Origin of the sequence: Rhizobacter sp. (genome assembly GCF_032229685.1) — a bacterium.
GTDB lineage: Bacteria > Pseudomonadota > Gammaproteobacteria > Burkholderiales > Burkholderiaceae_C > LMDS01.
In genome coordinates, this window is record NZ_JAVTWP010000041.1 from 1 (window position 1) to 24,423 (window position 24,423).

The 24,423-nt window shown below is 67.6% G+C and carries 21 protein-coding genes and 1 pseudogene; 16 read left to right on the forward strand and 6 right to left on the reverse strand.

Annotated elements, in window-relative coordinates:
- From AC30PD_RS20590 to AC30PD_RS20635, 10 genes and pseudogenes are all read left to right on the forward strand, one after another.
- Positions 1 to 446: pseudogene (locus AC30PD_RS20590) on the forward strand (3-octaprenyl-4-hydroxybenzoate decarboxylase); the annotation flags it as partial.
- 244 nt (positions 447 to 690) lie between these two features.
- Positions 691 to 1,722, forward strand: coding sequence for a LacI family DNA-binding transcriptional regulator (locus AC30PD_RS20595; RefSeq protein ID WP_489537562.1), 1,032 nt, complete (start codon positions 691 to 693; stop codon positions 1,720 to 1,722).
- A 112-nt stretch (positions 1,723 to 1,834) separates the two neighbouring features.
- Entirely contained in the window at positions 1,835 to 3,169 is a 1,335-nt protein-coding gene (gudD, locus tag AC30PD_RS20600) for a glucarate dehydratase (protein WP_489537563.1), read from the forward strand.
- A 42-nt stretch (positions 3,170 to 3,211) separates the two neighbouring features.
- Entirely contained in the window at positions 3,212 to 4,111 is a 900-nt protein-coding gene (locus AC30PD_RS20605) for a 2-hydroxy-3-oxopropionate reductase (RefSeq protein WP_489537564.1), read from the forward strand.
- A gap of 70 nt (positions 4,112 to 4,181) precedes the next feature.
- Positions 4,182 to 5,285: an SMP-30/gluconolactonase/LRE family protein gene (locus AC30PD_RS20610; protein WP_489537565.1), complete on the forward strand. Its 1,104-nt coding sequence runs from the start codon at positions 4,182 to 4,184 to the stop codon at positions 5,283 to 5,285.
- An 11-nt stretch (positions 5,286 to 5,296) separates the two neighbouring features.
- Positions 5,297 to 5,785, forward strand: coding sequence for an acyl-CoA thioesterase (locus AC30PD_RS20615; protein WP_489537566.1), 489 nt, complete (start codon positions 5,297 to 5,299; stop codon positions 5,783 to 5,785).
- Positions 5,782 to 6,930: an L-talarate/galactarate dehydratase gene (locus AC30PD_RS20620; RefSeq protein WP_489537567.1), complete on the forward strand. Its 1,149-nt coding sequence runs from the start codon at positions 5,782 to 5,784 to the stop codon at positions 6,928 to 6,930. The genes AC30PD_RS20615 and AC30PD_RS20620 overlap by 4 nt, the downstream gene beginning before the upstream one ends.
- Before the next feature lie 95 nt (positions 6,931 to 7,025).
- A complete protein-coding gene (locus AC30PD_RS20625) occupies positions 7,026 to 7,985 on the forward strand; it encodes a Bug family tripartite tricarboxylate transporter substrate binding protein (protein WP_489537568.1) in 960 nt (319 codons plus the stop codon).
- A gap of 28 nt (positions 7,986 to 8,013) precedes the next feature.
- The gene (gene garD / locus AC30PD_RS20630; RefSeq protein WP_489537569.1) at positions 8,014 to 9,609 is read left to right on the forward strand and encodes a galactarate dehydratase; all 1,596 of its coding nucleotides are present in this window, start codon (positions 8,014 to 8,016) and stop codon (positions 9,607 to 9,609) included.
- Positions 9,610 to 9,620: 11 nt separating this feature from the next.
- Entirely contained in the window at positions 9,621 to 9,839 is a 219-nt protein-coding gene (locus tag AC30PD_RS20635; protein WP_489537570.1) for a SlyX family protein, read from the forward strand.
- A 31-nt stretch (positions 9,840 to 9,870) separates the two neighbouring features.
- Here AC30PD_RS20635 and bla read toward each other — a convergent pair whose 3' ends face one another.
- Positions 9,871 to 10,779 carry a subclass B3 metallo-beta-lactamase gene (gene bla / locus AC30PD_RS20640; RefSeq protein WP_489537571.1) on the reverse strand — a complete coding sequence of 303 codons (909 nt, stop codon included), beginning with the start codon at positions 10,777 to 10,779 and terminating at the stop codon, positions 9,871 to 9,873.
- A 101-nt stretch (positions 10,780 to 10,880) separates the two neighbouring features.
- Between bla and AC30PD_RS20645 the strand changes: the two genes are divergently transcribed.
- The 3 genes from AC30PD_RS20645 to AC30PD_RS20655 are packed head-to-tail and all read left to right on the forward strand — an operon-like array spanning position 10,881 to position 15,250.
- Positions 10,881 to 12,449: a carboxylesterase/lipase family protein gene (locus tag AC30PD_RS20645; RefSeq protein ID WP_489537572.1), complete on the forward strand. Its 1,569-nt coding sequence runs from the start codon at positions 10,881 to 10,883 to the stop codon at positions 12,447 to 12,449.
- A gap of 21 nt (positions 12,450 to 12,470) precedes the next feature.
- Positions 12,471 to 14,117 (forward strand): (2,3-dihydroxybenzoyl)adenylate synthase, encoded by a 1,647-nt coding sequence (locus AC30PD_RS20650; protein ID WP_489537573.1) that lies wholly within the window; start codon positions 12,471 to 12,473, stop codon positions 14,115 to 14,117.
- Positions 14,114 to 15,250, forward strand: coding sequence for an FAD-dependent monooxygenase (locus AC30PD_RS20655; protein WP_489537574.1), 1,137 nt, complete (start codon positions 14,114 to 14,116; stop codon positions 15,248 to 15,250). Before AC30PD_RS20650 ends, AC30PD_RS20655 begins: the two co-directional genes overlap by 4 nt.
- On the opposite strand, the gene xylB is transcribed toward AC30PD_RS20655, so the two are convergent.
- The 5 genes from xylB to AC30PD_RS20680 all read right to left on the reverse strand — a co-directional run bounded on the left by xylB (position 15,247) and on the right by AC30PD_RS20680 (position 20,221).
- Complete coding sequence (xylB, locus tag AC30PD_RS20660; RefSeq protein ID WP_489537575.1) at positions 15,247 to 16,713, reverse strand: xylulokinase; 1,467 nt, start codon at positions 16,711 to 16,713, stop codon at positions 15,247 to 15,249. The genes AC30PD_RS20655 and xylB overlap by 4 nt on opposite strands.
- 63 nt (positions 16,714 to 16,776) lie before the next feature.
- Complete coding sequence (locus AC30PD_RS20665) at positions 16,777 to 17,259, reverse strand: cupin domain-containing protein (RefSeq protein ID WP_489537576.1); 483 nt, start codon at positions 17,257 to 17,259, stop codon at positions 16,777 to 16,779.
- 74 nt (positions 17,260 to 17,333) lie between these two features.
- Positions 17,334 to 18,020: a DUF6781 family protein gene (locus AC30PD_RS20670; RefSeq protein WP_489537577.1), complete on the reverse strand. Its 687-nt coding sequence runs from the start codon at positions 18,018 to 18,020 to the stop codon at positions 17,334 to 17,336.
- A gap of 37 nt (positions 18,021 to 18,057) precedes the next feature.
- Positions 18,058 to 18,804, reverse strand: a complete 747-nt coding sequence (gene phbB / locus AC30PD_RS20675) for an acetoacetyl-CoA reductase (RefSeq protein WP_489537578.1) — start codon at positions 18,802 to 18,804, stop codon at positions 18,058 to 18,060.
- A 73-nt stretch (positions 18,805 to 18,877) separates the two neighbouring features.
- On the reverse strand, positions 18,878 to 20,221 hold the full coding sequence (locus AC30PD_RS20680; RefSeq protein WP_489537579.1) for a dicarboxylate/amino acid:cation symporter: 1,344 nt from the start codon (positions 20,219 to 20,221) through the stop codon (positions 18,878 to 18,880).
- Positions 20,222 to 20,472: 251 nt separating this feature from the next.
- Here AC30PD_RS20680 and AC30PD_RS20685 point away from each other — a divergent pair, with 251 nt between their 5' ends.
- From AC30PD_RS20685 to ccoN, 3 genes are read left to right on the forward strand one after another with little or no spacing between them, the layout of a single operon-like run.
- Positions 20,473 to 22,740: a heavy metal translocating P-type ATPase gene (locus tag AC30PD_RS20685; RefSeq protein ID WP_489537580.1), complete on the forward strand. Its 2,268-nt coding sequence runs from the start codon at positions 20,473 to 20,475 to the stop codon at positions 22,738 to 22,740.
- Between the two features lie 6 nt (positions 22,741 to 22,746).
- Complete coding sequence (ccoS, locus tag AC30PD_RS20690; RefSeq protein WP_489537581.1) at positions 22,747 to 22,929, forward strand: cbb3-type cytochrome oxidase assembly protein CcoS; 183 nt, start codon at positions 22,747 to 22,749, stop codon at positions 22,927 to 22,929.
- Positions 22,930 to 22,971: 42 nt separating this feature from the next.
- On the forward strand, positions 22,972 to 24,423 hold the full coding sequence (gene ccoN / locus AC30PD_RS20695) for a cytochrome-c oxidase, cbb3-type subunit I (RefSeq protein WP_489537582.1): 1,452 nt from the start codon (positions 22,972 to 22,974) through the stop codon (positions 24,421 to 24,423).

Sequence of the window (24,423 nt, forward strand, 5' to 3'; positions counted from 1 at the left end):
AGCAGTTTCCGGAGATCGTCGACTTCTACCTGCCGCCCGAAGGCTGCAGCTACCGCATGGCGATCGTCAGCATCAAGAAGAGCTACCCGGGCCACGCCAAGCGCCTGATGTTCGGCATCTGGAGCTTTCTGCGCCAGTTCATGTACACCAAGTTCATCGTCGTGACCGACGACGACGTGAACATCCGCGACTGGAAGGAAGTGGTCTGGGCGATCACGACCCGCATGGACCCGGTGCGCGACACCGCGCTCGTGGAAAACACGCCGATCGACTACCTCGACTTCGCCTCGCCGGTCAGCGGCCTGGGCGGCAAGATGGGGCTCGACGCCACCAACAAGTGGCCCGGCGAAACGGCACGCGAGTGGGGCCGACCGATCCGCATGGAAGCGGCCGTCGAAGCGAGGGTGCAAGGACTGCTCGAAAGCATCATGAAAGCCGCGCCCTGACAAGAGGGCATGTGCGCAGACGATCGTTCTTGAAGAGGCGCCTTCGGTCACCTAAGTTTGAAGAGCCTGCATGCAGGCAAACCAACCGGCGCAGTCACTGCGCTATAGGAGCCCCGGACCTCATTCCTCTGGATCTCCAAACGGTGGCGCAAGCCACCCGCCCCTTCGGACCGCAAGGCCGAAGGGGTTTGTCATTCTGGGCCACAGCCATTACGGTAGCGCTGTCATCTGCCTAGAATGGCGCATGACGCTCGATGCCACCCAGCCCCGTCGCGCCCGCCGCAGCAGCGGCGCCGTGACGCTGCACGACGTGGCCAAGCTGGCCGGCGTGGCGCCCATCACCGCGTCGCGCGCATTGAACCGCCCCGACCAGGTTTCGGCCGATGTGCTGAAGAAGGTCAGCGACGCCGTCGCCCGCACCGGCTACGTGCCGAACCTGCTGGCCGGCGGGCTGGCCTCGACCCGCAGCCGGCTCGTCGCTGCGGTGGTGCCCACGATCGCCGGGCCGGTGTTTCTGGAAACCGTGCAGTCGCTCACCGAGGCGCTGGCCGAGCGCGGGTACCAGTTGATGCTGGGGCAGTCGGGCTACTCGGGCTCGCGTGAAGACGCACTGCTCGAAGCGATCATCGGCCGGCGGCCCGACGGCATCGTGCTGACCGGCATCATGCATTCGGCCGAAGGCCGAAGGCGGCTTTTGGCCTCGGGCATCCCGGTTGTCGAAACCTGGGACCTGACGCCCACGCCGATCGACATGCTGGTCGGTTTCTCCCATGTGGAAGTGGGTCGCGCGGTCGCGGCTTTCCTGCAAACCAAAGGCCGGCGCCGCTTCGCCGTGGTGGCCGGTGACGACGAGCGCGCGACGCGCCGGCTCGGTGCCTTCGAGGCCGCGGCGCTCGCACTCGGCCTGCCCGAAGTGCGCCGTGTCGTCGTGCCCGCGCCGACCACGCTGCGCAGCGGGCGGGGCGCCCTGCGCGAGTTGCTCGGTGGTGGTGGCGAGGTCGACGCGGTCTTCTGCAGTTCCGACCTGCTGGCGCTCGGCGTGATGACCGAAGCCCTGGCGCGGGGCATCAAGGTGCCTTCGCAACTCGCGGTCGTCGGCTTCGGTGACCTGAACTTCGCCGCCGACCTGCACCCGGCCCTGACCACGGTGCACATCAACGGCGCGGCCATCGGCCGCCAGGCGGCGCAGTTCATCGTCGACCGCGCCGAAGGCCGCGGCGTGGCTCAGCGGGTCATCGACATCGGCTTTTCGGTCGTCGACCGGCAAAGCGCGTAACACCCCGAATACGCAGTTCCCCGGGCTTGAGTTTCTGGAAAGGTAGCGCTACCATTCGGGCGTGCCTTTTCAGGCGCCGCCCGCTGCTTTTTCAACGCTCGCCGAGTTCGCCATGCCCAGCCCTTCCACACCGTCGATCACCGCGTTGCGCGTGGTCCCCGTCGCCGGACGCGACAGCATGCTGCTCAACCTGAGCGGCGCGCACGGCCCGTTCTTCACGCGCAACCTCCTGATCCTGACCGACAGCGCCGGCCGCACCGGCGTGGGTGAAGTGCCGGGCGGCGAGAAGATCCGCCAGACGCTGGAAGACGCCCGCGAGTTGATCGTTGGCCAGCCGCTCGGCTCGCAGCAGCGCCTGCTGCAGCAGGTGCAGCAGAAGTTCGCCGACCGCGACAGCGGCGGTCGCGGGCTGCAGACCTTCGACCTGCGCACCACGATCCACGCCGTCACCGCCATCGAGTCGGCCTTGCTCGACCTGCTGGGCCAGCACCTCGGCGTGCCGGTGGCGGCGCTGCTCGGCGAAGGCCAGCAGCGCGATTCGGTCGAGATGCTGGGTTACCTGTTCTACGTCGGCGACAAGGCGAAGACCGACCTGCCGTATGCGAGCGAGCCCGAGGCCGACAACGCATGGTCGCGTCTGCGCCATGAAAAGGCGATGACACCCGAAGCCATCGTGCGCCTGGCCGAAGCGGCCTACGAGCGCTACGGTTTCAACGACTTCAAGCTGAAGGGCGGGGCGCTGCGTGGCGACGAAGAAGTCGAAGCGATCGTGGCCTTGCACGAACGTTTCCCGAAAGCGCGCGTCACGCTCGACCCGAACGGCGGCTGGCTGCTGAAAGACGCGATCCGCCTGATGCGCGACATGCGCGGCGTCGTCGCCTATGCCGAAGACCCGTGCGGCGCCGAAGACGGTTTCTCGGGCCGCGAAGTGATGGCCGAGTTCCGCCGCGCCACCGGCCTGCCCACGGCCACCAACATGATCGCGACCGACTGGCGCCAGTTGAGCCACGCGCTCGCCTTGCAGTCGGTCGACATTCCGCTCGCCGACCCGCACTTCTGGACCATGGCCGGCTCGGTGCGCGTGGCCCAGACCTGCCGCGACTGGGGCCTGACCTGGGGCTCGCACTCGAACAACCACTTCGACGTGTCGCTGGCGATGTTCACGCACGTCGGTGCCGCGGCGCCCGGCAAGGTGACCGCGATCGACACGCACTGGATCTGGCAAGACGGCCAGCGCCTCACCAAAGAACCTTTCCAGATCGAGGGCGGCTTGGTGCAGGTGCCGAAGAAACCCGGCCTCGGCATCGAGCTCGACATGGCCGAGGTCGAAAAGGCCCACCAGCTCTACAAACAACACGGCCTCGGCTCGCGCGACGACGCGGTGGCGATGCAGTACCTCATTCCGGGCTGGGCCTTCAACCCCAAGCGCCCCGCGCTCGACCGCTGAGCGGCCCGCCGGCACCCACTTCTTTCACACCAGGGAACCCTCATGAAAATCGGATTCATCGGCCTCGGCATCATGGGCGCGCCCATGGCCCTGAACCTGCTCAACGCTGGCCACCAGCTCTTCGTCAACACGCGTGGCAAGGTGCCCGACAGCGTGAAAGCGTCAAGCGCCGTGGCTTGCGCCAGCGCCGCCGACGTGGCGCGCCAGGCCGAGGTGATCTTCACGATGGTGCCCGACACGCCCGACGTGGAAGCGGTGCTGTTCGGCGAAAACGGCGTGGCTGCCGGCCTGCAGGCTTCGGCCGCCGGTGCCCGCAGAACAGTCGTCGACATGAGCTCGATCTCGCCGATCGCGACCAAGGCTTTCGCCTTGAAGATCAACGCGCTCGGTGCCGACTACGTCGATGCGCCGGTCTCGGGTGGCGAGGTCGGTGCCAAGGCGGCGTCGCTGACCATCATGTGCGGCGGCGACGAAGCCGTGTTCGAGAAGGTGCGCCCGCTGCTTGAGAAGATGGGCAAGAACATCACGCTCGTCGGCGGCAACGGCGACGGCCAGACCACGAAGGTGGCCAACCAGATCATCGTGGCGCTGAACATCGCCGCCGTCAGCGAAGCGCTGCTGTTCGCCAGCAAGGCCGGTGCCGACCCGGCCAAGGTGCGCCAGGCGCTGATGGGCGGCTTTGCGGCCAGCCGCATTCTCGAAGTGCACGGCGAACGCATGATCAAGCGCACCTTCAACCCGGGCTTCCGCATCCGCCTGCACCAGAAAGACCTGGGCCTCGCGATGCAGGGCGCGCGCGAACTCGGCGTCGCCTTGCCGCAAACGGCGAGCGCCGCGCAGCTGATGCAGGTGTGCGCTGCCAACGGCATGGGCGATCTCGACCACTCGGCACTGGTGAAAGCGCTCGAGCTGATGGCGGGCCACGACGTGGCCAAGGCTTGAGGCCGCCGGTTCCCGTGTGACCGCGCGGCCGGCTGCCGCAGACAAACCAAAAAAGTACGGAGACGAACCCATGCAGGAAGAGACCACGAACCCGCGCCGCGGCTTTCTGAAGGCCGCGGCCGGCACCGGCCTGGCCGCGCTCGGCGGCGCCGCCGCAGCGCAGTCGTTCGAGTTCAAGCCGAACCAGCGCTACCCCGATCCGTCGGTGCAGATCCTCGACCCGAGCTTCACGAAGTACCGCATCTACAGCAGCACCATCGAGCAGGTGGGCAGCGGCATGCGCTGGGCCGAGGGGCCGGTGTACTTTCCGGAAGGCGGCTACCTGCTGGTGAGCGACATTCCGAACAACCGCATCATGAAGTACAGCGAGAAAGACGGCAGCTTCACCGTCTTCCGCGGCCCGGCGAACTACGCCAATGGCAACACGCGCGACCGCCAGGGCCGGCTCGTGACCTGCGAGCACTCGGTGACGCGCCGCATCACGCGCACCGAGAAGGACGGCAAGCTCACCGTGCTGGCCGACAGCTTCGAAGGCAAGCGCCTGAACGCGCCGAACGACATCGTCGTCAAGTCCGACGACAGCGTCTGGTTCACCGACCCGGTGTTCGGCATCAACGGCGAATGGGAAGGCACGCGCGCCAAACCCGAGCAGGCCACGACCAACGTGTACCGCATCGGCAGCGACGGCAAGATCACCGCCGTGATCACCGAACTCGTCAACCCGAACGGGCTGGCGTTCTCGCCCGACGAGAAGAAGCTCTACGTGGTCGAATGGAAAGGCACGCCGAACCGCAGCATCTGGAGCTACGACGTCTCGGCCGACGGCCTGAGCGTCTCGAACAAGACCAAGCTGATCGACGCCGCCGACCAGGGCGCGCTCGACGGCTTCCGTGTCGACCGCGACGGCAACCTGTGGTGCGGCTGGGGCAGCAACGGCGCTTTGCAGGCCGAGCCCAGCGACGTGGGCGGGCGCAAGGTGTACCAGCTGAAGGGCAAGTCTGAAGACCTGGACGGTGTGATGGTGTTCAACCCGCAGGGCAAGGCCATCGCGCATATTCGGCTGCCCGAGCGTTGCGCGAATCTCTGCTTCGGCGGGCCGAAGAACAACCGCCTCTACATGGCGAGCTGCCACTCGGTGTACGCGCTCTACGTCGAAGCCCACGGCGCGACCTGAAGGAGATGAACGTGGACAGGCCGGCTCACCAGCTGACGATGACGGTGTTGATGACACCCGACATGGCCAACTTCGCCGGCAACGTGCATGGCGGCACGATCCTGAAGTTTCTCGACCAGGTGGCCTACGCGTGCGCGAGCCGTTATGCCGCGCGCTACGTGGTCACGCTGTCGGTCGACCAGGTCATGTTCCGCCAGCCGATCCACGTGGGTGAGCTGGTCACCTTCCTGGCGGCGGTGAACCACACGGGCACCTCGTCGATGGAAGTCGGCATCAAGGTGATCACCGAGAACATCCGCACCCAGGAAACCCGCCACGCCAACAGCTGCTTCTTCACGATGGTGGCGGTCGACGACCAGCGCAAGCCGGTGGCGGTGCGCCCGCTCGTGCCGGCCACACCCGACGAAAAGCGGCGCCACTCGGCGGCCGAGGTGCGCAAGCAGTTGCGCCAGGAATTCGGCCAGCGTTTCGAAGCCATCAAAGGAACACCCGCGCCATGAACACCGCGCCCACGAGCTCTGGCGACAGCATTGCCTGGGTGCGCCTGTCGTCGTGCTACCTGCCGCTGGCCACGCCGATCAGCGACGCCAAGGTGTTGACCGGCCGGCAGAAGCCGATGACCGAGATCGCGATGCTGTTCGCCGAGATCAGAACGGCGCAAGGCCATGAAGGGCTGGGCTTCAGCTACTCGAAGCGTGCCGGCGGCCCGGGCCAGTTCGTGCATGCGAAAGAGATCGCGCCTGCGCTGATCGGCGAAGACCCGAGCGATATCGCCAAGCTCTGGAACAAGCTCTGCTGGGCCGGTGCGTCGGTCGGCCGCAGCGGGTTGAGCACGCAGGCGATCGGCGCGTTCGACGTGGCGCTCTACGACCTGAAAGCCAAACGTGCCGGCTTGTCGCTGGCCAAGCTGCTGGGCTCGTACCGTGACTCGGTGCGCTGCTACAACACCTCGGGCGGCTTCTTGCACACGCCGCTCGATCAGTTGAAGGTGAACGCCGCGGCCTCGATCGAACGGGGCATCGGCGGCATCAAGCTCAAGGTGGGCCAGCCGAACGGCGCGCTCGACATCCAGCGCGTCGAGGCGGTGCGCAAGCACCTGGGCGACGCGGTGCCGATCATGGTCGACGCCAACCAGCAATGGGACCGGCCGACCGCGCAGCGTTTGTGCCGCATCTTCGAGCAATACAACCTGGTGTGGATCGAAGAGCCGCTCGATGCCTACGACCACGAAGGCCACGCCGCGCTTGCCGCGCAGTTCGACACACCCATCGCCACCGGCGAGATGCTGACCAGCGCCGCCGAACACGGTGAGCTGATCCGCCACCGCGCCGCCGACTACCTGATGCCCGATGCACCGCGCGTCGGTGGCATCACCCCGTTCTTGAAGATCGCGGCGCAGGCCGAACACGCCAACCTGATGCTCGCCCCGCATTTCGCGATGGAACTGCACGTGCACCTGGGCGCCGCCTACCCCACCGAGCCCTGGGTCGAACATTTCGACTGGCTCGAACCGCTGTTCAACGAGCGGCTCGAGATCAAGGGCGGCCGCATGATCGTGCCCACGCGCCCGGGCCTGGGTGTCAGCCTGAGCGAGCAGGCCCGTGCCTGGACGCGCGAACACGCCGAAGTGGGCGTCCAGCCGTGACGCACCGATTTCTCTGCCCCGCCGTCGGCGAGCCCGCCTCGACCGCGCTTTTCAAACCCCGGTGCCGTAGCGCCTCATTCCTCAGGAGACAACCCATGAGAAAGATTCTGACCACCCTGGCCTTCGGCCTCGCCACGATGGCGAGCGCGCAAGCCGCCTGGCCCGACAAGCCCGTGACACTGCTGGTGCCGTTCCCGCCCGGTGGCTCGACCGACATGATCGCCCGCACCGTGGGCCCCAAGCTGCAGGAAAAGTTCGGCGCGAACTTCATCGTCGACAACAAGGCCGGGGCCACCGGCACCCTGGGCGCCGGCATCGTCAAGCGTGCGGCACCCGACGGCTACACGATCTTCGTCTCGTCGCTCGGGCCGTTCGTGATCGCGCCGCACCTGATCAAGGGTGCGCCGTACGACGCGCTGAAAGACTTCGACTACATCACCGTGGCGGTGCAGGCGCCGAACATCCTGACCGTGCCGGCCAACTCGCCGCACAAGACGCTGGCCGACGTGATCGCCTTCCACAAGGCCAACCCCGGCAAGATGAGTTTCGCTTCCGCCGGCAACGGCTCGAGCGACCACCTCACGGCCGAGCTGTTCTGGCAGCAGACCAAGACGACCGGCCTGCACATCCCGTACAAGGGCGGCGCGCCGGCCATGTCGGACCTGCTCGGCGGCCAGGTCGACGCCACCTTCATGAACATCAACACCGGCATCACCAACATCCGCGCCGGCAAGCTGCGCGCGCTGGCCATCACCAGCAGCAAGCGCTCGCCGCTGCTGCCCGACGTGCCGACGATGGAAGAGTCGGGCCTGAAAGGCGTGACCGTGTACTCGTGGCAAGCCGTCGCCGCGCCCAAGGGCCTGCCGGCCGACATCAAGGCCAAGCTGCACGACGGCATCGTGGCGGCGCTGAACGACCCGACGGTGAAGCCCAAGCTGCTCGAGCTCGGCTTCGAGATCGTCGGCAACACGCCCGAGCAGTTCACCGCGTTCCAGGCTTCGGAGTTCGCACGCTGGAAGCAGGTGATCGAGGTCGGCAAGATCACCGCCGACTGACGCGCCGAAGAGTCATCAGGAGCTTTCGATGCCCGAGACCACCTCCGCCGCGGCGCCGTTGACGATCCGCATGCACGAGCGCGACAACGTCGCGATCGTCGCCAACGACGGCGGCCTGCCGGCCGGCGCACCGCTGCCGTCGGGGCTGGTGCTGTGCGACCGCGTGCCGCAAGGCCACAAGGTGGCGCTGGTGGGCATCGAAGCCGGCGCGCCGGTATTGCGCTACGGCATCGCGATCGGCTATGCGCTGAAAGACATCGCAGCCGGCAGCTGGGTGCACGAGCGCCTGCTGCAGATGCCCGATGCGCGCGAGCTCGACGACCAACTGCCCATCGCCACCGTGAAGCCGGCCGCGCAGCCGCCCCTCGAGGGCTACACCTTCGAGGGTTACCGCAACGCCGACGGTTCGGTGGGCACACGCAACATCCTGGCCATTACCACCACCGTGCAATGCGTGGCCGGCGTGCTTGACTTCGCGGTGCAGCGCATCAAGGCCGAATTGCTGCCGCGCTTTCCGAACGTGGACGATGTGGTCGGGCTGGAGCACACCTACGGGTGCGGCGTGGCGATCGACGCGCCGGGCGCCGAGATACCGATCCGCACGCTGCGCAACATCAGCCTGAACCCGAACTTCGGCGGCGAGGTGATGGTGGTGAGCCTGGGCTGCGAGAAGCTGCAGCCCGAACGTTTGCTGCCGCCCGGCTCGTTCGCGATCGTCGACGAACGCAGCGTGGCCGACGTGGGCGCCAGCGCCGAAGCCGCGCTCGACGTGGTGTGCCTGCAAGACGACGCGCACGTGGGTTTCATGTCGATGGTCGATTCGATCATGTCGACCGCGCAGCTGCACCTCGAACGCCTGAACGCCCGCGTGCGCGAAACCGTGCCGGCGAGCGAGCTCGTGGTCGGCGTGCAGTGCGGCGGCAGCGACGCTTTTTCGGGCGTCACCGCCAACCCCGCTGTGGGCTACTGCACCGACCTGCTGGTGCGCGCCGGCGCGAGCGTGATGTTCTCTGAAACCACCGAAGTGCGCGACGGCATCGACCAGCTCACCTCGCGCGCCACCACGCCCGAAGTGGCACAACGCATGATCGAGGAAATGGCCTGGTACGACGCTTACCTGCAGCGTGGCAAGGTCGACCGCAGCGCCAACACCACGCCGGGCAACAAGAAGGGCGGCTTGTCCAACATCGTCGAGAAGGCGATGGGCTCGATCGTCAAGAGCGGCTCGGCGCCGATCTCGAACGTGCTCTCACCGGGTGAGAAGCTCAAGGCCAAGGGCCTGACCTACGCCGCCACGCCGGCCAGCGACTTCATTTGCGGCACGCTGCAGCTCGCGGCCGGCATGAACCTGCACGTCTTCACCACCGGCCGTGGCACACCCTACGGCCTGGCGGCGGTGCCGGTGATCAAGGTCGCCACACGCAGCGACCTGGCGCGGCGCTGGCACGACCTGATGGACATCAACGCCGGCAGCATCGCCGACGGCTCGAAGACCATCGAAGAAGTGGGCTGGGACATGTTCCGCCTGATGCTCGACGTGGCCAGCGGCCGCAAGAAAACCTGGGCCGAGCACTGGAAGCTGCACAACGCGCTGGTGCTGTTCAACCCGGCACCGGTGACCTGAGGCGCCGCGACATGAACAGCAGCGAGCGCGTCGAGCAGCGGCTGATGGAGCTCGAGATCAAGTCGAGCTTCACCGAAGACCTGGTCGAACGGCTCAACGAGGTGATCGTTCGCCAGCAGGCGCAGATCGATCGTCTGCAGCGCGAAGTGATCGAGATGCGTGAGCAGGCGCGTGCGGCCGACCCGGGGAGTTTTCGGTCTCTGCGAGACGAGTTGCCGCCACACTATTGAGGTGATCGGCGGCGCCTGCGGCCGACGCAGGCTACTTCGCCGTCTTCTCTGCCTCGGCCAGCGCGGTCTCGAACGCTGCCCTCATGTCATCCACCAGCGCCGGGAGCGCCGCCGGGTCGACGAAGGCGTCGGCTTGTCCGGCCTGGCGGCGCGCCTCGCGTTCGAGCACCTCGGCCATCTCGGGGTGGCTGGTGAGAAGAATGTCGGCCTTCGTGGCGGCGAGCTTGGCGAATGTTGCGCGGTAGTCCTGGGCGATGCCGGGGTAAACGCGGTTGCCGACCAGCTTGTTGCCGGCGACGGTGATGCTGCACAGGAACAGCACACGGCGCGGTGTGCCGCCATCGTCGACAACCGTCGTGCTCCAGCTCGTGCACCCGGGTGTGTGGCCGGGGGTGAGATGCGCGGTCAGCGCCATGTCGCCCAGACGGACAGTCTCGCCATCTTCAACGACCGCATCCACCTTCACCGGTGGAAACGGCCGCACGCCGTAGTTCGTTTCGCCGCGCGGCCGGCCGTGCTCGAGCGCCCAACGGTCTGCGCCGCTCGCCAGCAAGCGCGCACCCGTGTTGCGCTTGATTCGTGCCAGCGCCCCCACGTGGTCGTCGTGAGCGTGGTCGCTGATCAGTAGCCTGACATCGCGCAGCGGAACGCCGACACGCCGGATATTGCGTTCGACCTGGGCAGCGTTCCTGGCGAGGGTTCCGTCCAGAAGAATCGCACCGCGCTCCGAAACGATGAGGTACGCGGCCAGGCCTTTCGTTCCGACGTAGTGGATGTTGCCGGCGATGCGAAACGGCTTCACGGGCGCTGACCAGTCCGCCGGGTCGGCCGCCAGCGCTGGCCACGCGGCAGCCGCCGTGATGCTCGCAACGAGTGCAAGGCGAAGCAGGGCGTCGTGCTTGAGGTTCAGTGTCTTCAAGGCAGGTCTGCCCGCGGCCACGCTGTGCGCCCGCGGGATTCGTTCGATGTGCCGCGTAGCGTAGCAGCCGCGCGCTGACGCCGTGTCGAAAAGCGCCAGCCCCGTTGCTGCAGAATCGACCGATGAAAAGAACCTGCGCGTGGACCCTTGCTCTGGCGCTTGCCTTCGCGAGCCCGATGTTCATGCCTCACGAAGTGCGCGCGGCCGGGCCGGTCGACGCGGTGGTGACCACCCGCACCGGCCTCGTTCAGGGCCGCTCCGATGCGGGCCTGCTCGCGTTCAAGGGCGTGCCCTACGCCGCGCCGCCGGTCGGTGACCTGCGCTGGCGTGCGCCGCAGCCGGCTGTGCCTTGGCAAGGCACGCGCCCCGCACTCGAACGTGGCCTGTCGTGCTTCCAGAATCCCGCGCTGTCGATCGGCAGCGGCGCCGGTGACCCGCGGCCGATGGGCGAAGACTGCCTGAACCTGAATGTGTGGACGCCGCGTGCCGAGCCGGCCGCCAAACTGCCCGTGATGGTGTGGATCCACGGCGGCGCCTTGATCTTCGGTGCCGGCGGTTTGCCGATCTACGACGGCGCCCCGTTGGCGCAGCGTGGCGCGGTGGTCGTGACGATCAACTACCGGCTCGGTGCGCTCGGTTTCTTCGCGCACCCGTCGATTGCGGGCGCAAAGGCGGGTGCCGATGTCAACTTCGGCTTGCTCGACCAGATCGCTGCGCTGCGCTGGGTTCAGCAGAACATCGCGGCCTTTGGTGGTGACCCGGGCAACGTGACGATCTTCGGCCAGTCGGCCGGCGCCGAGAGCGTGCTCGCCTTGTTCAGCTCGCCGCTGGCCAGAGGCCTGTTCCACAAGGGCATCGCGCAGAGCCCGTACGGCATTCCGAGCCACACGCTGGCCAAGGCACGCGCCACGGCAGTGAAGGTCGCCACCGCGCTGCAGCTGAACGCGGCCCGGGCCACTTCGGCTGAACTGCGCGCCGTGCCTGCCGATGCTTTCGAGAAGCTCGAAGGCAACGAGCTCTCGCTGGCACCGGGTTTCATCGTGGGTGACGCTGCTCTGCCGCGACCGATCCTGTCCGCGTTTCAAAGTGGCAGCGAAGCGGCTCTGCCGCTCATCATCGGCAACACCAGCGACGACGGCAGCGTGGCGGTCGAGTTCGGCATGGACCCTGCTGCCCTCATCAAGCGCCTGGGCGCCGCACGCATCGCCGTGAGGTCGCTCTACCCGAAAGGCCTGAACGACGAGCAGCTCGGCCGCCAGACCGTGCGTGACCTGGCGTTCACCGCGTTTGCGCGGCGCATCGCCTACCTGCACAGCGCACGCGCGCCGACCTGGCGCTACTACTACGGTTATGTGCCCGCTGGCGTGCGCGGCAGCAAACCCGGCGTGGCGCACGGCGCCGAGATCGCGCTGACGATGGGCACGCTCGATGTGTGCCAGTGCCTCGGCGCGCCAGTGACCGAACAGGACCGCGAGGCCGCGCGCCGGGCCGTGACACACTGGTTCGACTTCGCCGCCACCGGCACACCGGTGCCACGCGACGCCCAGGCCTGGCCGCGCGACGCGCAGCGTGCGTCGAAGCTGCTCGAGTTCGGCGAGCCCGATGCGGTGCAGCCCGACTTCATGAAGCCGCGCCTCGATGCGTTCATCGGCACGCTGAAAGTCTTGGGCGCCTTCACGTCGGCGCGCTGAATCGAACCCCGGAGATTGTTCATGTTGCAAGGCACCGTCGGCTGGCCCGAAGCCAGCGCAGAGTCGTATCGCCGTGCAGGCCACTGGGACGGCACGCGGCTGTTCGACGTGTTGAGCCGCGCCGCCGCGGCGCAGCCGCACAAGACGGCGCTGGTCTGCAACGACCAGCGCTTCAGCTACGCCGATCTCGAGCGCGACGCGCTGCGGCTCGCCGCGCGCCTGCTTGCCCTCGGCATCGCGCCGCTCGACCGTGTGGTGGTGCAGTTGCCGAACGTTCCGGAGTTCGTGCTCGTCTACTTCGCGCTGGTGCGCATCGGCGCCATTCCGGTGATGGCCTTGCGCGCGCACCGGCATGCCGAAGTGCGGCACTTTCTCGTGGCTTCGGGTGCCAAGGCCTATGTGATTCCCGACCGTATCGGCGCTTTCGACTACCGCGAGATGGCCGACACATTGCGTGGCGACGCGCCGGCCCTGCAGCAGGTGATCGTGGTCGGCGAGGCGCTCAGCGGGCAGCAATCCTTTGCCGCGCTGATGCGCGAGGCGCCGGGTGCCGCAGAGCTTGAAGCACTCGCCGGCACCAGACCCGACCCGGCCGAGGTGGCGACCATGCTGCTCTCGGGCGGCACCACCTCGATGTCGAAGCTCATCCCGCGCACCCACCAGGACTACGTGCTCAACGCCCGCCTGTGCGCGCGTGCGGCGGGTTTCGACGAACACACCGTGTTCATGGCGATCCTGCCGCTCGGCCACAACTACAACCTCGCGTCGCCTGGCATGCTCGGCGCTTTCAGTGTGGGCGGCACGGTCGTGCTGTCGCCCTCGACCGACGCCGAGAGCGTGTTTGCACTGGTGCAGCGCGAGCGCGTGAGCGTGATCGCCGCGGTGGTGCCGCTGATCGTCAACTGGCTCGGCTCCGACGCGCACACGAGGTTCGACCTGTCGTCGTTGAAGGTGGTGCAGAACGGCGGCGCACGGCTCGCGCCCGAATTGCGCAGCCGGCTGCGCGAGCGCTTCGGCTGCACGCCGCAAGAGATCTACGGCACGGCCGAAGGCCTGATCAACATGACCCGCCTCGACGACCCCGACGCGCTGATGCTGCACAGCTCGGGCGCGCCGGTGAGCGAGGCCGACGAAATACGCGTCGTCGACGAAGAAGGCCATGAGCTGCCCGACGGCGAAGCGGGTGAGCTCGTCACGCGCGGGCCGTACACGATCTGCGGTTACTACAACGCGCCCGACAAGAACGCCGAAGCCTTCACCGCCGACGGCTTCTACCGCATGGGCGACATCGTGCGCAAACAGGGACGGCATGTGTTCGCCGAAGGCCGCAAGAAAGACATGATCAACCGCGGTGGCGAGAAGATCAGCTGCGAAGAAGTCGAGAACCTGATCTTCGCGCACCCCAAGGTGAAGGCGGTCACGCTGGTCGCGATGCCCGACCCGGTGTTCGGCGAGAAAGCCTGCGCCTTCGTGATCACGCAGCCGGGCGAACGGCTCGGCTTCGACGAGCTCATCGGGTTTCTGAAACAACAGCAGATCGCCAGCTTCAAGCTGCCCGAGCGGCTGGAGCTCGTGACCGAGTTTCCGATCAGCCCGGTCGGCAAGATCCTCAAGCGCCAGTTGCGAGAGCAGGTGGCGAGCACGCTGCAGCAAGAAGGTAGCGCATGAAGACGCTGATCCTCGGCGCCGGCCCGGCGGGCCTGTACCTGGCCTACCTGCTGAAGCGCCAGAACCGGGGCGACCAGGTTCGCATCGTCGAGCAGAACCCGGCCGATTCGACCTTCGGCTTCGGCGTGGTGTTTTCCGACCGTGCGCTTGACTTCCTGCGCGACGACGACGCCGAGACGCACGACCTGATCGTGCCCGGCATGCAGCGCTGGACCGACCTCACGCTCTTTCACCGCGGTGAGCGGGTCACGATCGACGGCGTCGGTTTCGCGGCGATCGGCCGCCTGCAACTGCTGCAGGCGATGCAGCAGCGCCTGCACAGCGTGGGCGTCGTTCCCGAGTACCAGCACAGTGTGAGCGACGAGCGCGAGCTCGAGGGCTTCGACCTGGTGGTCGCGGCCGACGGGGCCAACTCTTTCGTGCGGCGCGGCCGCGAGCGCGAGTTCGGCACGCGCATCGAGCCGCTCGCCAACAAGTTCGTGTGGTACGGCACCACGCAGCGTTTCGACACGCTGAGCCAGACCTTCGTGAGTTCGGAGGCCGGCACGTTCAACGCCCACCACTACCGCTACTCCGACACGATGAGCACCTTCATCGTCGAGTGCGACCCGCAGACCTGGGCGCGCGCCGGCTTCGAGCACATGAACGAAGCGCAGAGCCGTGCCTACAACGAGCGTGTGTTCGCACCAACGCTCGGTGGCCACGCGCTCGTCACCAACATGTCGATCTGGCGCAACTTTCCGAAGATCTCGAACGAGCGCTGGTCGGTGGGCAACCGCGTGCTGGTGGGCGATGCGCTGCGCACCGCGCACTTCTCGATCGGCTCGGGCACACGGCTCGCGTTCGAAGACACGATCGCGCTGGCACGTGCGCTGCGCGAGCAGCACAACGACGTGCCGTCGGCACTGGCCGCCTACGAAGCGGCCCGCCGGCCCATCGTCGACAAGCTGGTCGCCGGCGCGAACCGCAGCGCCGAGTGGTACGAGCATTTCCCGGCCCACATGCATATGGCGCCGTGGCCGCTGGCGTGGAGCTACATCCAGCGCAGCGGCCGGGTCGACGCCGCCAAGCTGCGCCAGGTGTCTCCGCAATTCGTGGCCGGCTGCGAAGCGCACGGCGTGGTGACAGGCTAGGGCGCGCGCATCTCCGTGCCGAGCGCCGCGTAGAGCCGCTGGAATTGCTGGTGGCGTTCGGCCAGCAGCGCGGCCCGGCTGGCGTTCGGCACGAATCGGTCGGTCACCGGCGGCTGGGTGCAGACCGAAGCCACGCTGTCGGTCGTGCGCGCCAGGCGGCCGAGCCGCGCGGCGCCGAGGGCGGCACCCACTTCGGCGCCGCTGCGGCGCTCAAGCGTGCGGCCGAGCGTGTCGGCAAGCACCTGCGCCCAGGGCGCGCTGCGCGAGCCGCCGCCGACCAGGGTGACGCTGTCGATCTGCGCGCCGCCTTGCAGCAGCGCCTGCTGCCCGTCGAGAAAAGCGAAGGCCACGCCTTCGAGCACGGCGCGCGCGAGGTCGGCACGCCCGTGTTCGTGTGTCAGGCCGAAGAACACGCCGCAGGCGTGCGGGTTGTTGTGCGGCGTGCGTTCGCCCGACAGGTAGGGCAGGAACAGCGGCAGCGGTGTGCCGGCGGGCAAGGTCTCCGATTCGGCCACGAGCTGCGCTTCGCTCTCGGCGTGCGTGAGCGTGCGCAGCCAGCGCAGCGCACTCGCGGCCGACAGCATCACGCTCATCTGGTGCCAGCTGTTCGGAAACGCGTGGCAGAAGGCGTGCACCGCACGACCCGGGTTGGGTGAATATGCCGCGTTGGCGACGAAGTACACGCCCGAGGTGCCGAGCGACAGAAAGGCCGTGCCCGGCGCGGCGACACCGATGCCGGCGGCGCTCGCCGCGTTGTCGCCGGCACCGCCGGCCACGACCACGCCGGCCGGCAAGCCGAGCTCGGCCGCGACGGCGGGCAGCACCGTGCCGCTGGCTTCGCTGCCTTCGACCAGGCGGGGCATGTGCGAACGCTTCAGGTGCGTGGCGTCGAGCATCGTGCCGGACCACGCGCGCTTGGCCACGTCGAGCCACAGTGTGCCGGCAGAGTCCGACATGTCGGAGACCGCTTCGCCGGTGAGCTGCAAGCGCACGAAGTCTTTCGGCAGCAGCACGCGCGTGGTGCGGCGAAAGACCTCGGGTTCGTGCTGCTCGACCCACATCAGCTTGGGTGCGGTGAAGCCTGGCATCGCGATGTTGCCGGTGATCTCGCGGCTGCGCGGCGCGCGGCGTTCGAGCTCGGCGCACTGCGCGTGGCTGCGGCCGTCGTTCCACAGGATCGCGGGGCGCAGCACCCGGTCTTGTGCGTCGAGCAGGGTGGCGCCGTGCATGTGGCCCGACAGGCCCAAGCCGCGCACCGCGGCAAACGCTTTCGGGTGCGCTGCGCGCAGTTGCGCGAGCGCGGCGACGGTGGCCGCCCACCAGTCTTGCGGGTCCTGCTCACACCAGAGCGGCTGGGGCCGCGAAATGGGCACCGCGCTGTGGGCTTGCCCGACCACGACCTGTGCGTCGTCGAGCAGCACCACCTTCACTTCGGACGTGCCGATGTCGATTCCGAGATCCATCGATCTTTCCATGGCGGGAGAACAGGTCGAACACGACGCGGGCGCCGCGGCCCGCGAACGCGCTCAGTTCACGAAGGTCGTGTCTTTCGGGTCCTGCGGCGGGATCTTGATCGCCAGCGCCTTGAAGCGGCCGCTGGTCGCTTCGGTGCCGGCATGGTGCGTGCCGCGCGGAATGATGATCAGCATGCCGGGGCGGATCTCGCGCTTGGTGTCGCCGAGCCAGGCCGTGCCGCTGCCTTCGACGATGTACTGAATCTCGTCGGCGTTGGCGTGGAAATGTTTGCCCACGTTGCCCATCTGCACCGCGATCGTCGCGTTGGGCGTGGTCACCAGGCCCTTGTTGCGCAGGTCGGGGTTGGGCGTGGCGTTCAGGTCGGCGTCTTTCAGTGCGGCGATGTCGATGATCATCGGCGCGAGCGCAGCCGGGGCGGGCGCGGGGGCGGCGGCCTGGGCCTGTGCGCTGGGCAGCAGGCGCTGCGCGACGGGTGACACGGCGAGCCCGGCCACGAAGGCCAGGCCGAGCGGAAGGGCGTGAACAAGGCGCATGGAAACCTCCAGTAAAAAAGCCGCGCCCGAAGGGGCGCGGCTGGGGATGGTAAGTGGGATCGGGGACGGGAGCGTTACTTCTTCTTCGCGGCCGATTTGGCGGCCGGCGTGGCGCCGCCCTGCAGGCCTTCCGACATGCCGATCAAGACGCCGCTCACGAGCGCGGCATAACTGTCGAGCATCGCCTGCATCGTCTTGGCGCTCGCGGCGCGGCCGTCGCGCAGCGCGGTCTGGGCCTGCGCCATCAGTTGTTCGACGGTCTGCGTGGCCTGCGCGCCGGTGCCGGTGCCCTTGATCTTCATCGCGCTCAGCACCTGCTCCCAGGGGCCTTGCGCCGGGCCCGTCACGCCCTGTGCGGCCTTGGTCACCGTGGCGAAGAACATGTCTTCCATCTGCTCGATGTTGGCCAGTGCGCCCTTGAGCTGCTTGTCTTGCAGGCCCGCGCCCTGCGCCACGAACTGCTGCAGCGCCTTGTGGTTGGCTTCGACGGCCTGCAAGAGTGCGCCGTCCATGCCGGCAAAGGCCTTGGCGAGCATCGCTTCCACGTCGACCGGGCTGGCCACGTTCTGCGCGGCACCGGTGGACGCGGCCTGCGTCACCGTCTTGAGCACCTTCTTGATGTTCTCCATCGTGAGCTCGCGGCCCTGCAGCGCCTTGAGCGTGGCCTCGGCCACGCCCTTGCGCAGCGCTTCACCCTGTTTGGTGCTGGCTTCCGAAAACATCTTGACGATGGCGTCGGTGTCGATCCCTGCTTTCATCATGCTTGTTCCTTCGAGTTGTCGTGAATGCCGGGGCCGCTCACTGCATGTGCTGGCCGCCGTTGATGGCGATGTTCGCGCCGGTGAGGAACGCCGCTTCTTCGGAGGCGAGGTAGATCACGAGGCCCGCCACTTCTTCGGGCTTGCCGAGGCGACCGACCGGGATCTGCGGCAGGATCTTGGTGTCGAGCACGTCTTTCGGGATCGCCGTGACCATCTTGGTGCCGATGTAACCCGGCGAGATGGTGTTCACGGTCACACCCTTCTTCGCCACCTCGAGCGCCAGGGCCTTGGTGAAGCCGTGCACGCCGGCCTTGGCGGCCGAGTAGTTGGTCTGGCCGAAGGCACCCTTGCTGCCGTTGACCGACGAGATGTTGAGAATGCGGCCCCAGCCCCGCTCGACCATGCCGTCGGCCACCTGCTTGGTCATGTTGAACAGGCTGTCGAGGTTGGTGCGCAGCACGGCGTCCCAGTTGACCTTGTCCATCTTCTTGAAGGTGGTGTCGCGCGTGATGCCGGCGTTGTTGACGAGCACGTCGACTGCGCCGGCCTTGGCCTGCACTTCGGCCACGGCCTTGGTGCACGAGTCGTAGTCGGCCACGTCGCAGGGCACGGCCATGATGTCGTAGCCGCGCGTCTTCATGTCGGCCACCCACTCGGCGTGTTTGCTGTTGCCGGGCGAATAGGTCACCACGACCTTGTAGCCGGCGTCGGCCATCTTGGTGGAGATCGTCTCGCCCAGGCCACCCATGCCGCCGGTCACCAGAACCACTCTTTGTGCTGCCATTTTTTCAGTCTCCTATGGGTCGACGATGTTGTCGATGTGAATGATGGAATGCCGCACTGCCACCGCGGGGGTGTCAGTGCGCCGGGGCGCCGGGCATGTGCGCTTCGGTCTTGTCGAGCACCGCTTCCGGATCGTCGGCTTCGGCGTCACCCTCGTTGTTCAGCTGGCGGTTCAGCTGCGCTTCGTCGAGATCTTTGGTCCACTTGGCGACGACGAGCGTGGCCACGCCGTTGCCGATGAGGTTGGTGAGTGCCCGGGCTTCCGACATGAAACGGTCGATGCCCAGAATGAGTGCCAGGCCGGCCACCGGCACGTGGCCCACCGCCGAGAGCGTGGCTGCGAGCACGATGAAACCACTGCCGGTCACGCCGGCTGCACCCTTGGAAGTGAGCAACAGCACCAGCAGCAGCGTGATCTGCTGCGTGACCGTCATCGGCGTGTTGGTGGCCTGCGCGATGAACACCGCGGCCATCGTCAGGTAGATGGAAGTGCCGTCGAGGTTGAAGGAATAACCGGTCGGGATCACGAGGCCGACGACCGACTTCTTCGCGCCCAGATTTTCCATCTTCACCATCATGCGCGGCAGCGCCGCTTCGCTCGACGAGGTGCCGAGCACGATCAGCAGTTCTTCCTTGATGTACTTGATGAACTTCCAGATCGAGAAACCGTGCGCGCGCGCGATGCCGCCGAGCACGACGAAGATGAAGAACAGGCACGTGGCGTAGAAGGTGGCCATCAGCGCGCCGAGCGAGACCAGCGAGCCCACGCCGTACTTGCCGATCGTGAACGCCATGGCGCCGAACGCGCCGATCGGGGCCACTTTCATGATGTATCCGACGATACTGAACAGCACGTGCGAGAACTTCTCGATGAAGTCGAACACCAGCGTGCCGCGCCCGCCGAACTTGTGCAGCGCGAAGCCGAACATCACCGCGAACAGCAGCACCTGCAGGATCTCGCCCTTGGCGAACGCATCGACCACGGTGCTCGGGATCACGTTGAGCAGGAAGTCGGTGGTCGAGACCATCTTGCCCGGGCCGGTGTAGGCCGCGATGCTCTTGGTGTCGAGCGTGCTGGGGTCGATGTTCATGCCCACGCCGGGCTTCACGAGGTTGATGATGATCAGCCCGACGACGAGCGCCACGCTGCTGACGATCTCGAAATACAGCAGCGCCAGGCCGCCGGTCTTGCCGACCTTCTTCATGTCTTCCATGCCGGCGATGCCCACCACCACGGTGCAGAAGATGATCGGCGCGATGATCATCTTGATGAGCTTGATGAAGCCGTCGCCGAGCGGTTTCATGGCCTCGCCGGTGGCGGGAAAGAAGTGCCCGAGCAACACCCCGATCACGATCGCCGTGATCACCTGGAAGTACAGCGACCGGTAGATCGGCTTCTTGACGGGGTCGTGGTCCATGGCGGGGCTCCGGGGCGCTGTCGAGTCTCGAATTCAGGTCGAAGGGGGCAAACAGGGCCTCAGGATGCCGGGACGGGAGCGGGTCCGCAATACGTAGTGTTACGCCGCCCCGGCGCGATGCGCAAGGGTGTCTGCCCTGCGTGATGTTTCCGGGTGTCGCGGCGGTGCGAGCCGGTGTGGCGGGCGCGCCCGCTGACCGATCCTTGATCTGCGTCATGCCGCTGCGGCACCGGCAGGCGTAGCCTGCCGGCATGCACCCGGTTCTTGCGCCATGGCCCGGCCACCCCGGGCCGCTGATCGACGACCCGGTCGAGCAGGCGGGCTTTACCTCGTGGCAGCAGGACGCGGGCGGCCAGCGCATCGCTGAGTCGCACTTCGCGCTTTCCGGCCTGGTCTGCGCTGCGTGCGCCGACGTGATCGAGAGCGCCTTGCGTGCCGAACCGGGTGTGCTCGGCGCCAGCGTGCACTACGCCAGCTGCCGGGCCAGCGTGCGCTGGCACGGCACGCTCACGAGACCTTCGCAGATCGTGGCCGCAGTGGCCCGCGCCGGTTACGCCGCCGTGCCCGACCTGGCCGAGCCGGCGCGCGCACTGCGCCAGCGAGCCTGGCGCGACGCACTCTGGCGCCTGTTCGTCGCGGCCTTCTGCATGATGCAGGTGATGATGTACGCGGCGCCGGCCTACGTGGCCGAGCCCGGCACGCTGGCGCCCGACCTGCTGCGCCTGCTGCAGTGGGCGTCGTGGCTGCTGAGCCTGCCGGTGGTGCTGTTCTCGGCTGCACCGATCTTTCGCGACGCCTGGCGAGGCGTGCTGCTGCGCCAGGTGCGCATGGACCTGCCCGTGGCGATCGGCATCGCCGTCACTTTCGTCGCCAGCTCGGTCGCCACCTTCGCGCCCGACGCCGGGTTGGGCCACGAGGTGTACTTCGATTCGCTGACGATGTTCGTTTTCTTCCTGCTCGGCGGGCGCACGCTCGCACTGCGCGCGCAGGGCCGGGTGGCGGCGTCGCTTGAAGCGGCGCTGGCACGCCAGCCGCAGGCGGTGCGGCGCCTCGAGCCCGATGGCAGCGTCACGCTGGTGGCTTTGCGCGCACTGACCGTGGGCGACCGGGTGCGCGTGCTCGTCGGCGAAGCCTTCCCGGCCGACGGCTGCCTCACCGAGGGCGAGACCCGCGCCGACGAGGCGCTCTTGACCGGCGAGTCGCGGCCGGTGCTCAAACAGCCGGGCGACACGGCGATCGCGGGCAGCCTGAACCTGGGCGCGCCGGTCACGCTGCGGGTCGAACGCCTGGGCGCCGACACCCGCTTCGAAGGGGTGGTCGCGTTGATGCGCAGCGCGCTGACGCAGCGGCCCGCGTTGGTGCGTGCGGCCGACCGCGTGGCCGTGCCCTTTCTGTGGGGCGTGCTGCTGCTCGCGGCGGCAGCCGGGGCCGTGTGGTCGTTCATCGACCCGGCGCGTGCGGTCTGGGTCACGGTGTCGGTGCTGATCGTCACCTGCCCTTGCGCGCTCTCGCTCGCGGCGCCCTCGGCCCTGCTCGCCGCGGCCGGCGCGCTGGCGCGGCGTGGCGTGCTGGTGCAAAGGCTCGATGCGCTCGAGGCCCTGGCAGGCCTGCAATGCCTGTACTTCGACAAGACCGGAACCTTGACCGAGGACCGGCTCGAACTGCGCGAAGTGCGCCTGCTGCCGGCGGCGCAAGCTGCCGGCCTCGATGCCGACACCTTGCTGGCACAAGCCGCGTCGCTCGCCGCGTTCTCGTCACACCCTTTGTCGCGCGCGCTGGCCGCGCAGGCCACCGGTGCGCCGCCGCCGTGGAGCGGGGTGACCGAGACGGCCGGGTCGGGCTTGCAAGGCGTGGCGGCGGCGGGGCACGTGGCCCGGCTCGGCTCGCGCGCGTGGGTCGACGAATCCCTGGAAGCCTGGCCCGACGCGGGCGGTTCACAGGTCTGGTTCGGCGATGCGCGCGGCGCGCTCGCCTGCTTCGAGTTCGACGAAGCGCTGCGCTCCGACGCGGCCGAGACCATAGGCGCCTTGCGCGCCGACGGCCTCGAGCTGGCCTTGCTCTCCGGTGACGCACCGGTGCGCGTGCAGCGCGTGGCAGAGCGTGTCGGCGTGAGCGTCGCCGAAGGCCAGGCCACGCCCGAGCGCAAGCTGGCACGCGTCGCTGCCGCGCAGCAAGGCGGGCAACGTGTGGGAATGGTCGGCGACGGCCTCAACGACGCGCCGGTGATCGCACGCGCCGACGTGTCTTTCGCGATGGGTGAGGGCGTGGCCATCACCCGCTCGAAGGCCGACTTCATCCTGATGTCGGGGCGCCTGTCCGATGTGCTGTTCGCACGCAGAACCGCACGCCGCGCGATGCGTGTGCTGCGCCAGAACCTCGGCTGGGCGCTGGCCTACAACCTGGTCTGCGTGCCGCTCGCGCTGTTCGGCCTGTTCCCGCCCTGGGCCGCCGGGCTGGGCATGGCGGCGAGCTCGCTCGCCGTGGTGCTGAACGCGATGCGCCTCGCGCGAACGGGCTGAGCGCCGATGGACATCCTGTACCTGCTCGTGCCGCTGTCGGTGCTGCTCGTGTTCGGGCTGATGGCGCTGTTCCGCTGGGCCCTCGGTGCGGGCCAGTTCGACGATCTCGAGCGCGAAGGTGAACGCATCCTGCTCGAAGACTCACCCGAGCTTGACGCCGATCAAACCCCGAAACGAAGCACTGCTTGAAACTTCTTCCGGCCACTCGAATGGCCCTGAAGGAGTTTCGACATGCCCCACCCGACCCCGCCCGCACACGCCGTCTACGACGATGGCCCGGTGCGCCTGTTCACGCTCGCCGCCGTGCTGTGGGGCGTGGTCGGCATGCTGGTGGGCGTGCTGATCGCGGCGCAACTCACCTGGCCCGAACTCAACTTCGGCATCGCCTGGCTCAGCTATGGCCGGCTGCGGCCGCTGCACACCAATGCGGTGATCTTCGCCTTCGGCGGCTGCGCGCTGATGGCCAGCAGCCTCTACGTGGTGCAACGCACCTCGCAGGTCGCGCTGTTCCTGCCGCGCCTGGCGAGCTTCGTGTTCTGGGGCTGGCAACTGGTGATCGTGGCCGCCGCCATCACGCTGCCGATGGGCTACACGCAGGCCAAGGAATACGCCGAGCTCGAGTGGCCGATCGACATCCTGATCGCTGTCGTGTGGGTCGCCTACGCAGTCGTGTTCTTCGGCACCATCGGCATTCGCCGGGTGCGACACATCTACGTGGCGAACTGGTTCTTCGGCAGCTTCATCATCGCGGTTGCGCTGCTGCACATCGTCAACAGCGCGTCGATTCCGGTGAGCCTCACGAAGAGCTATTCGGCCTACGCAGGCGTGCAGGACGCGATGGTGCAGTGGTGGTACGGCCACAACGCGGTCGGCTTCTTCCTCACGGCGGGCTTCCTCGGGATGATGTACTACTTCATCCCCAAGCAGGCCGAGCGGCCGGTGTATTCGTACCGGCTGTCGATCGTGCACTTCTGGGCACTGATCTTCACCTACATGTGGGCCGGCCCGCACCACCTGCACTACACCGCGCTGCCCGACTGGGCGCAGAGCGTGGGCATGATCTTCTCGCTGGTGCTGCTCGCGCCGAGTTGGGGCGGCATGATCAACGGCATCATGACCTTGAGCGGCGCGTGGCACAAACTGCGCGAAGACCCGATCCTCAAGTTCCTGATCGTCGCGCTCTCGTTCTACGGCATGGCCACCTTCGAGGGGCCGATGATGTCGATCAAGACGGTGAACGCCCTCAGCCACTACACCGACTGGACCGTCGGCCACGTGCACGCCGGTGCGCTCGGCTGGGTGGGCCTGATCACCATCGGCTCGCTGTACTACCTTGTCCCGCGCATGTTCGGGCAATTGAAGATGTACAGCGTGCGCGCGATCGAGCTGCACTTCTGGATCAGCACGCTCGGCATCGTGCTCTACATCGCCGCGATGTGGATGGCCGGCGTGATGCAAGGCCTGATGTGGCGTGCGGTGAACGCCGACGGCACGCTCGTCTACAGCTTTGTCGAAAGCGTGAAGGCCACCTACCCGTTCTACCTGATCCGCCTCATCGGTGGCCTGCTCTACCTGAGCGGCATGGGCGTGATGGTCTGGAACGTGGTCAAGACGGCGCAGGCCGGAAAGTACGTGCCGCTGCGCATCCCGGTGGTGCACGCCGGCGTGCCGAGCGCAGCCTGA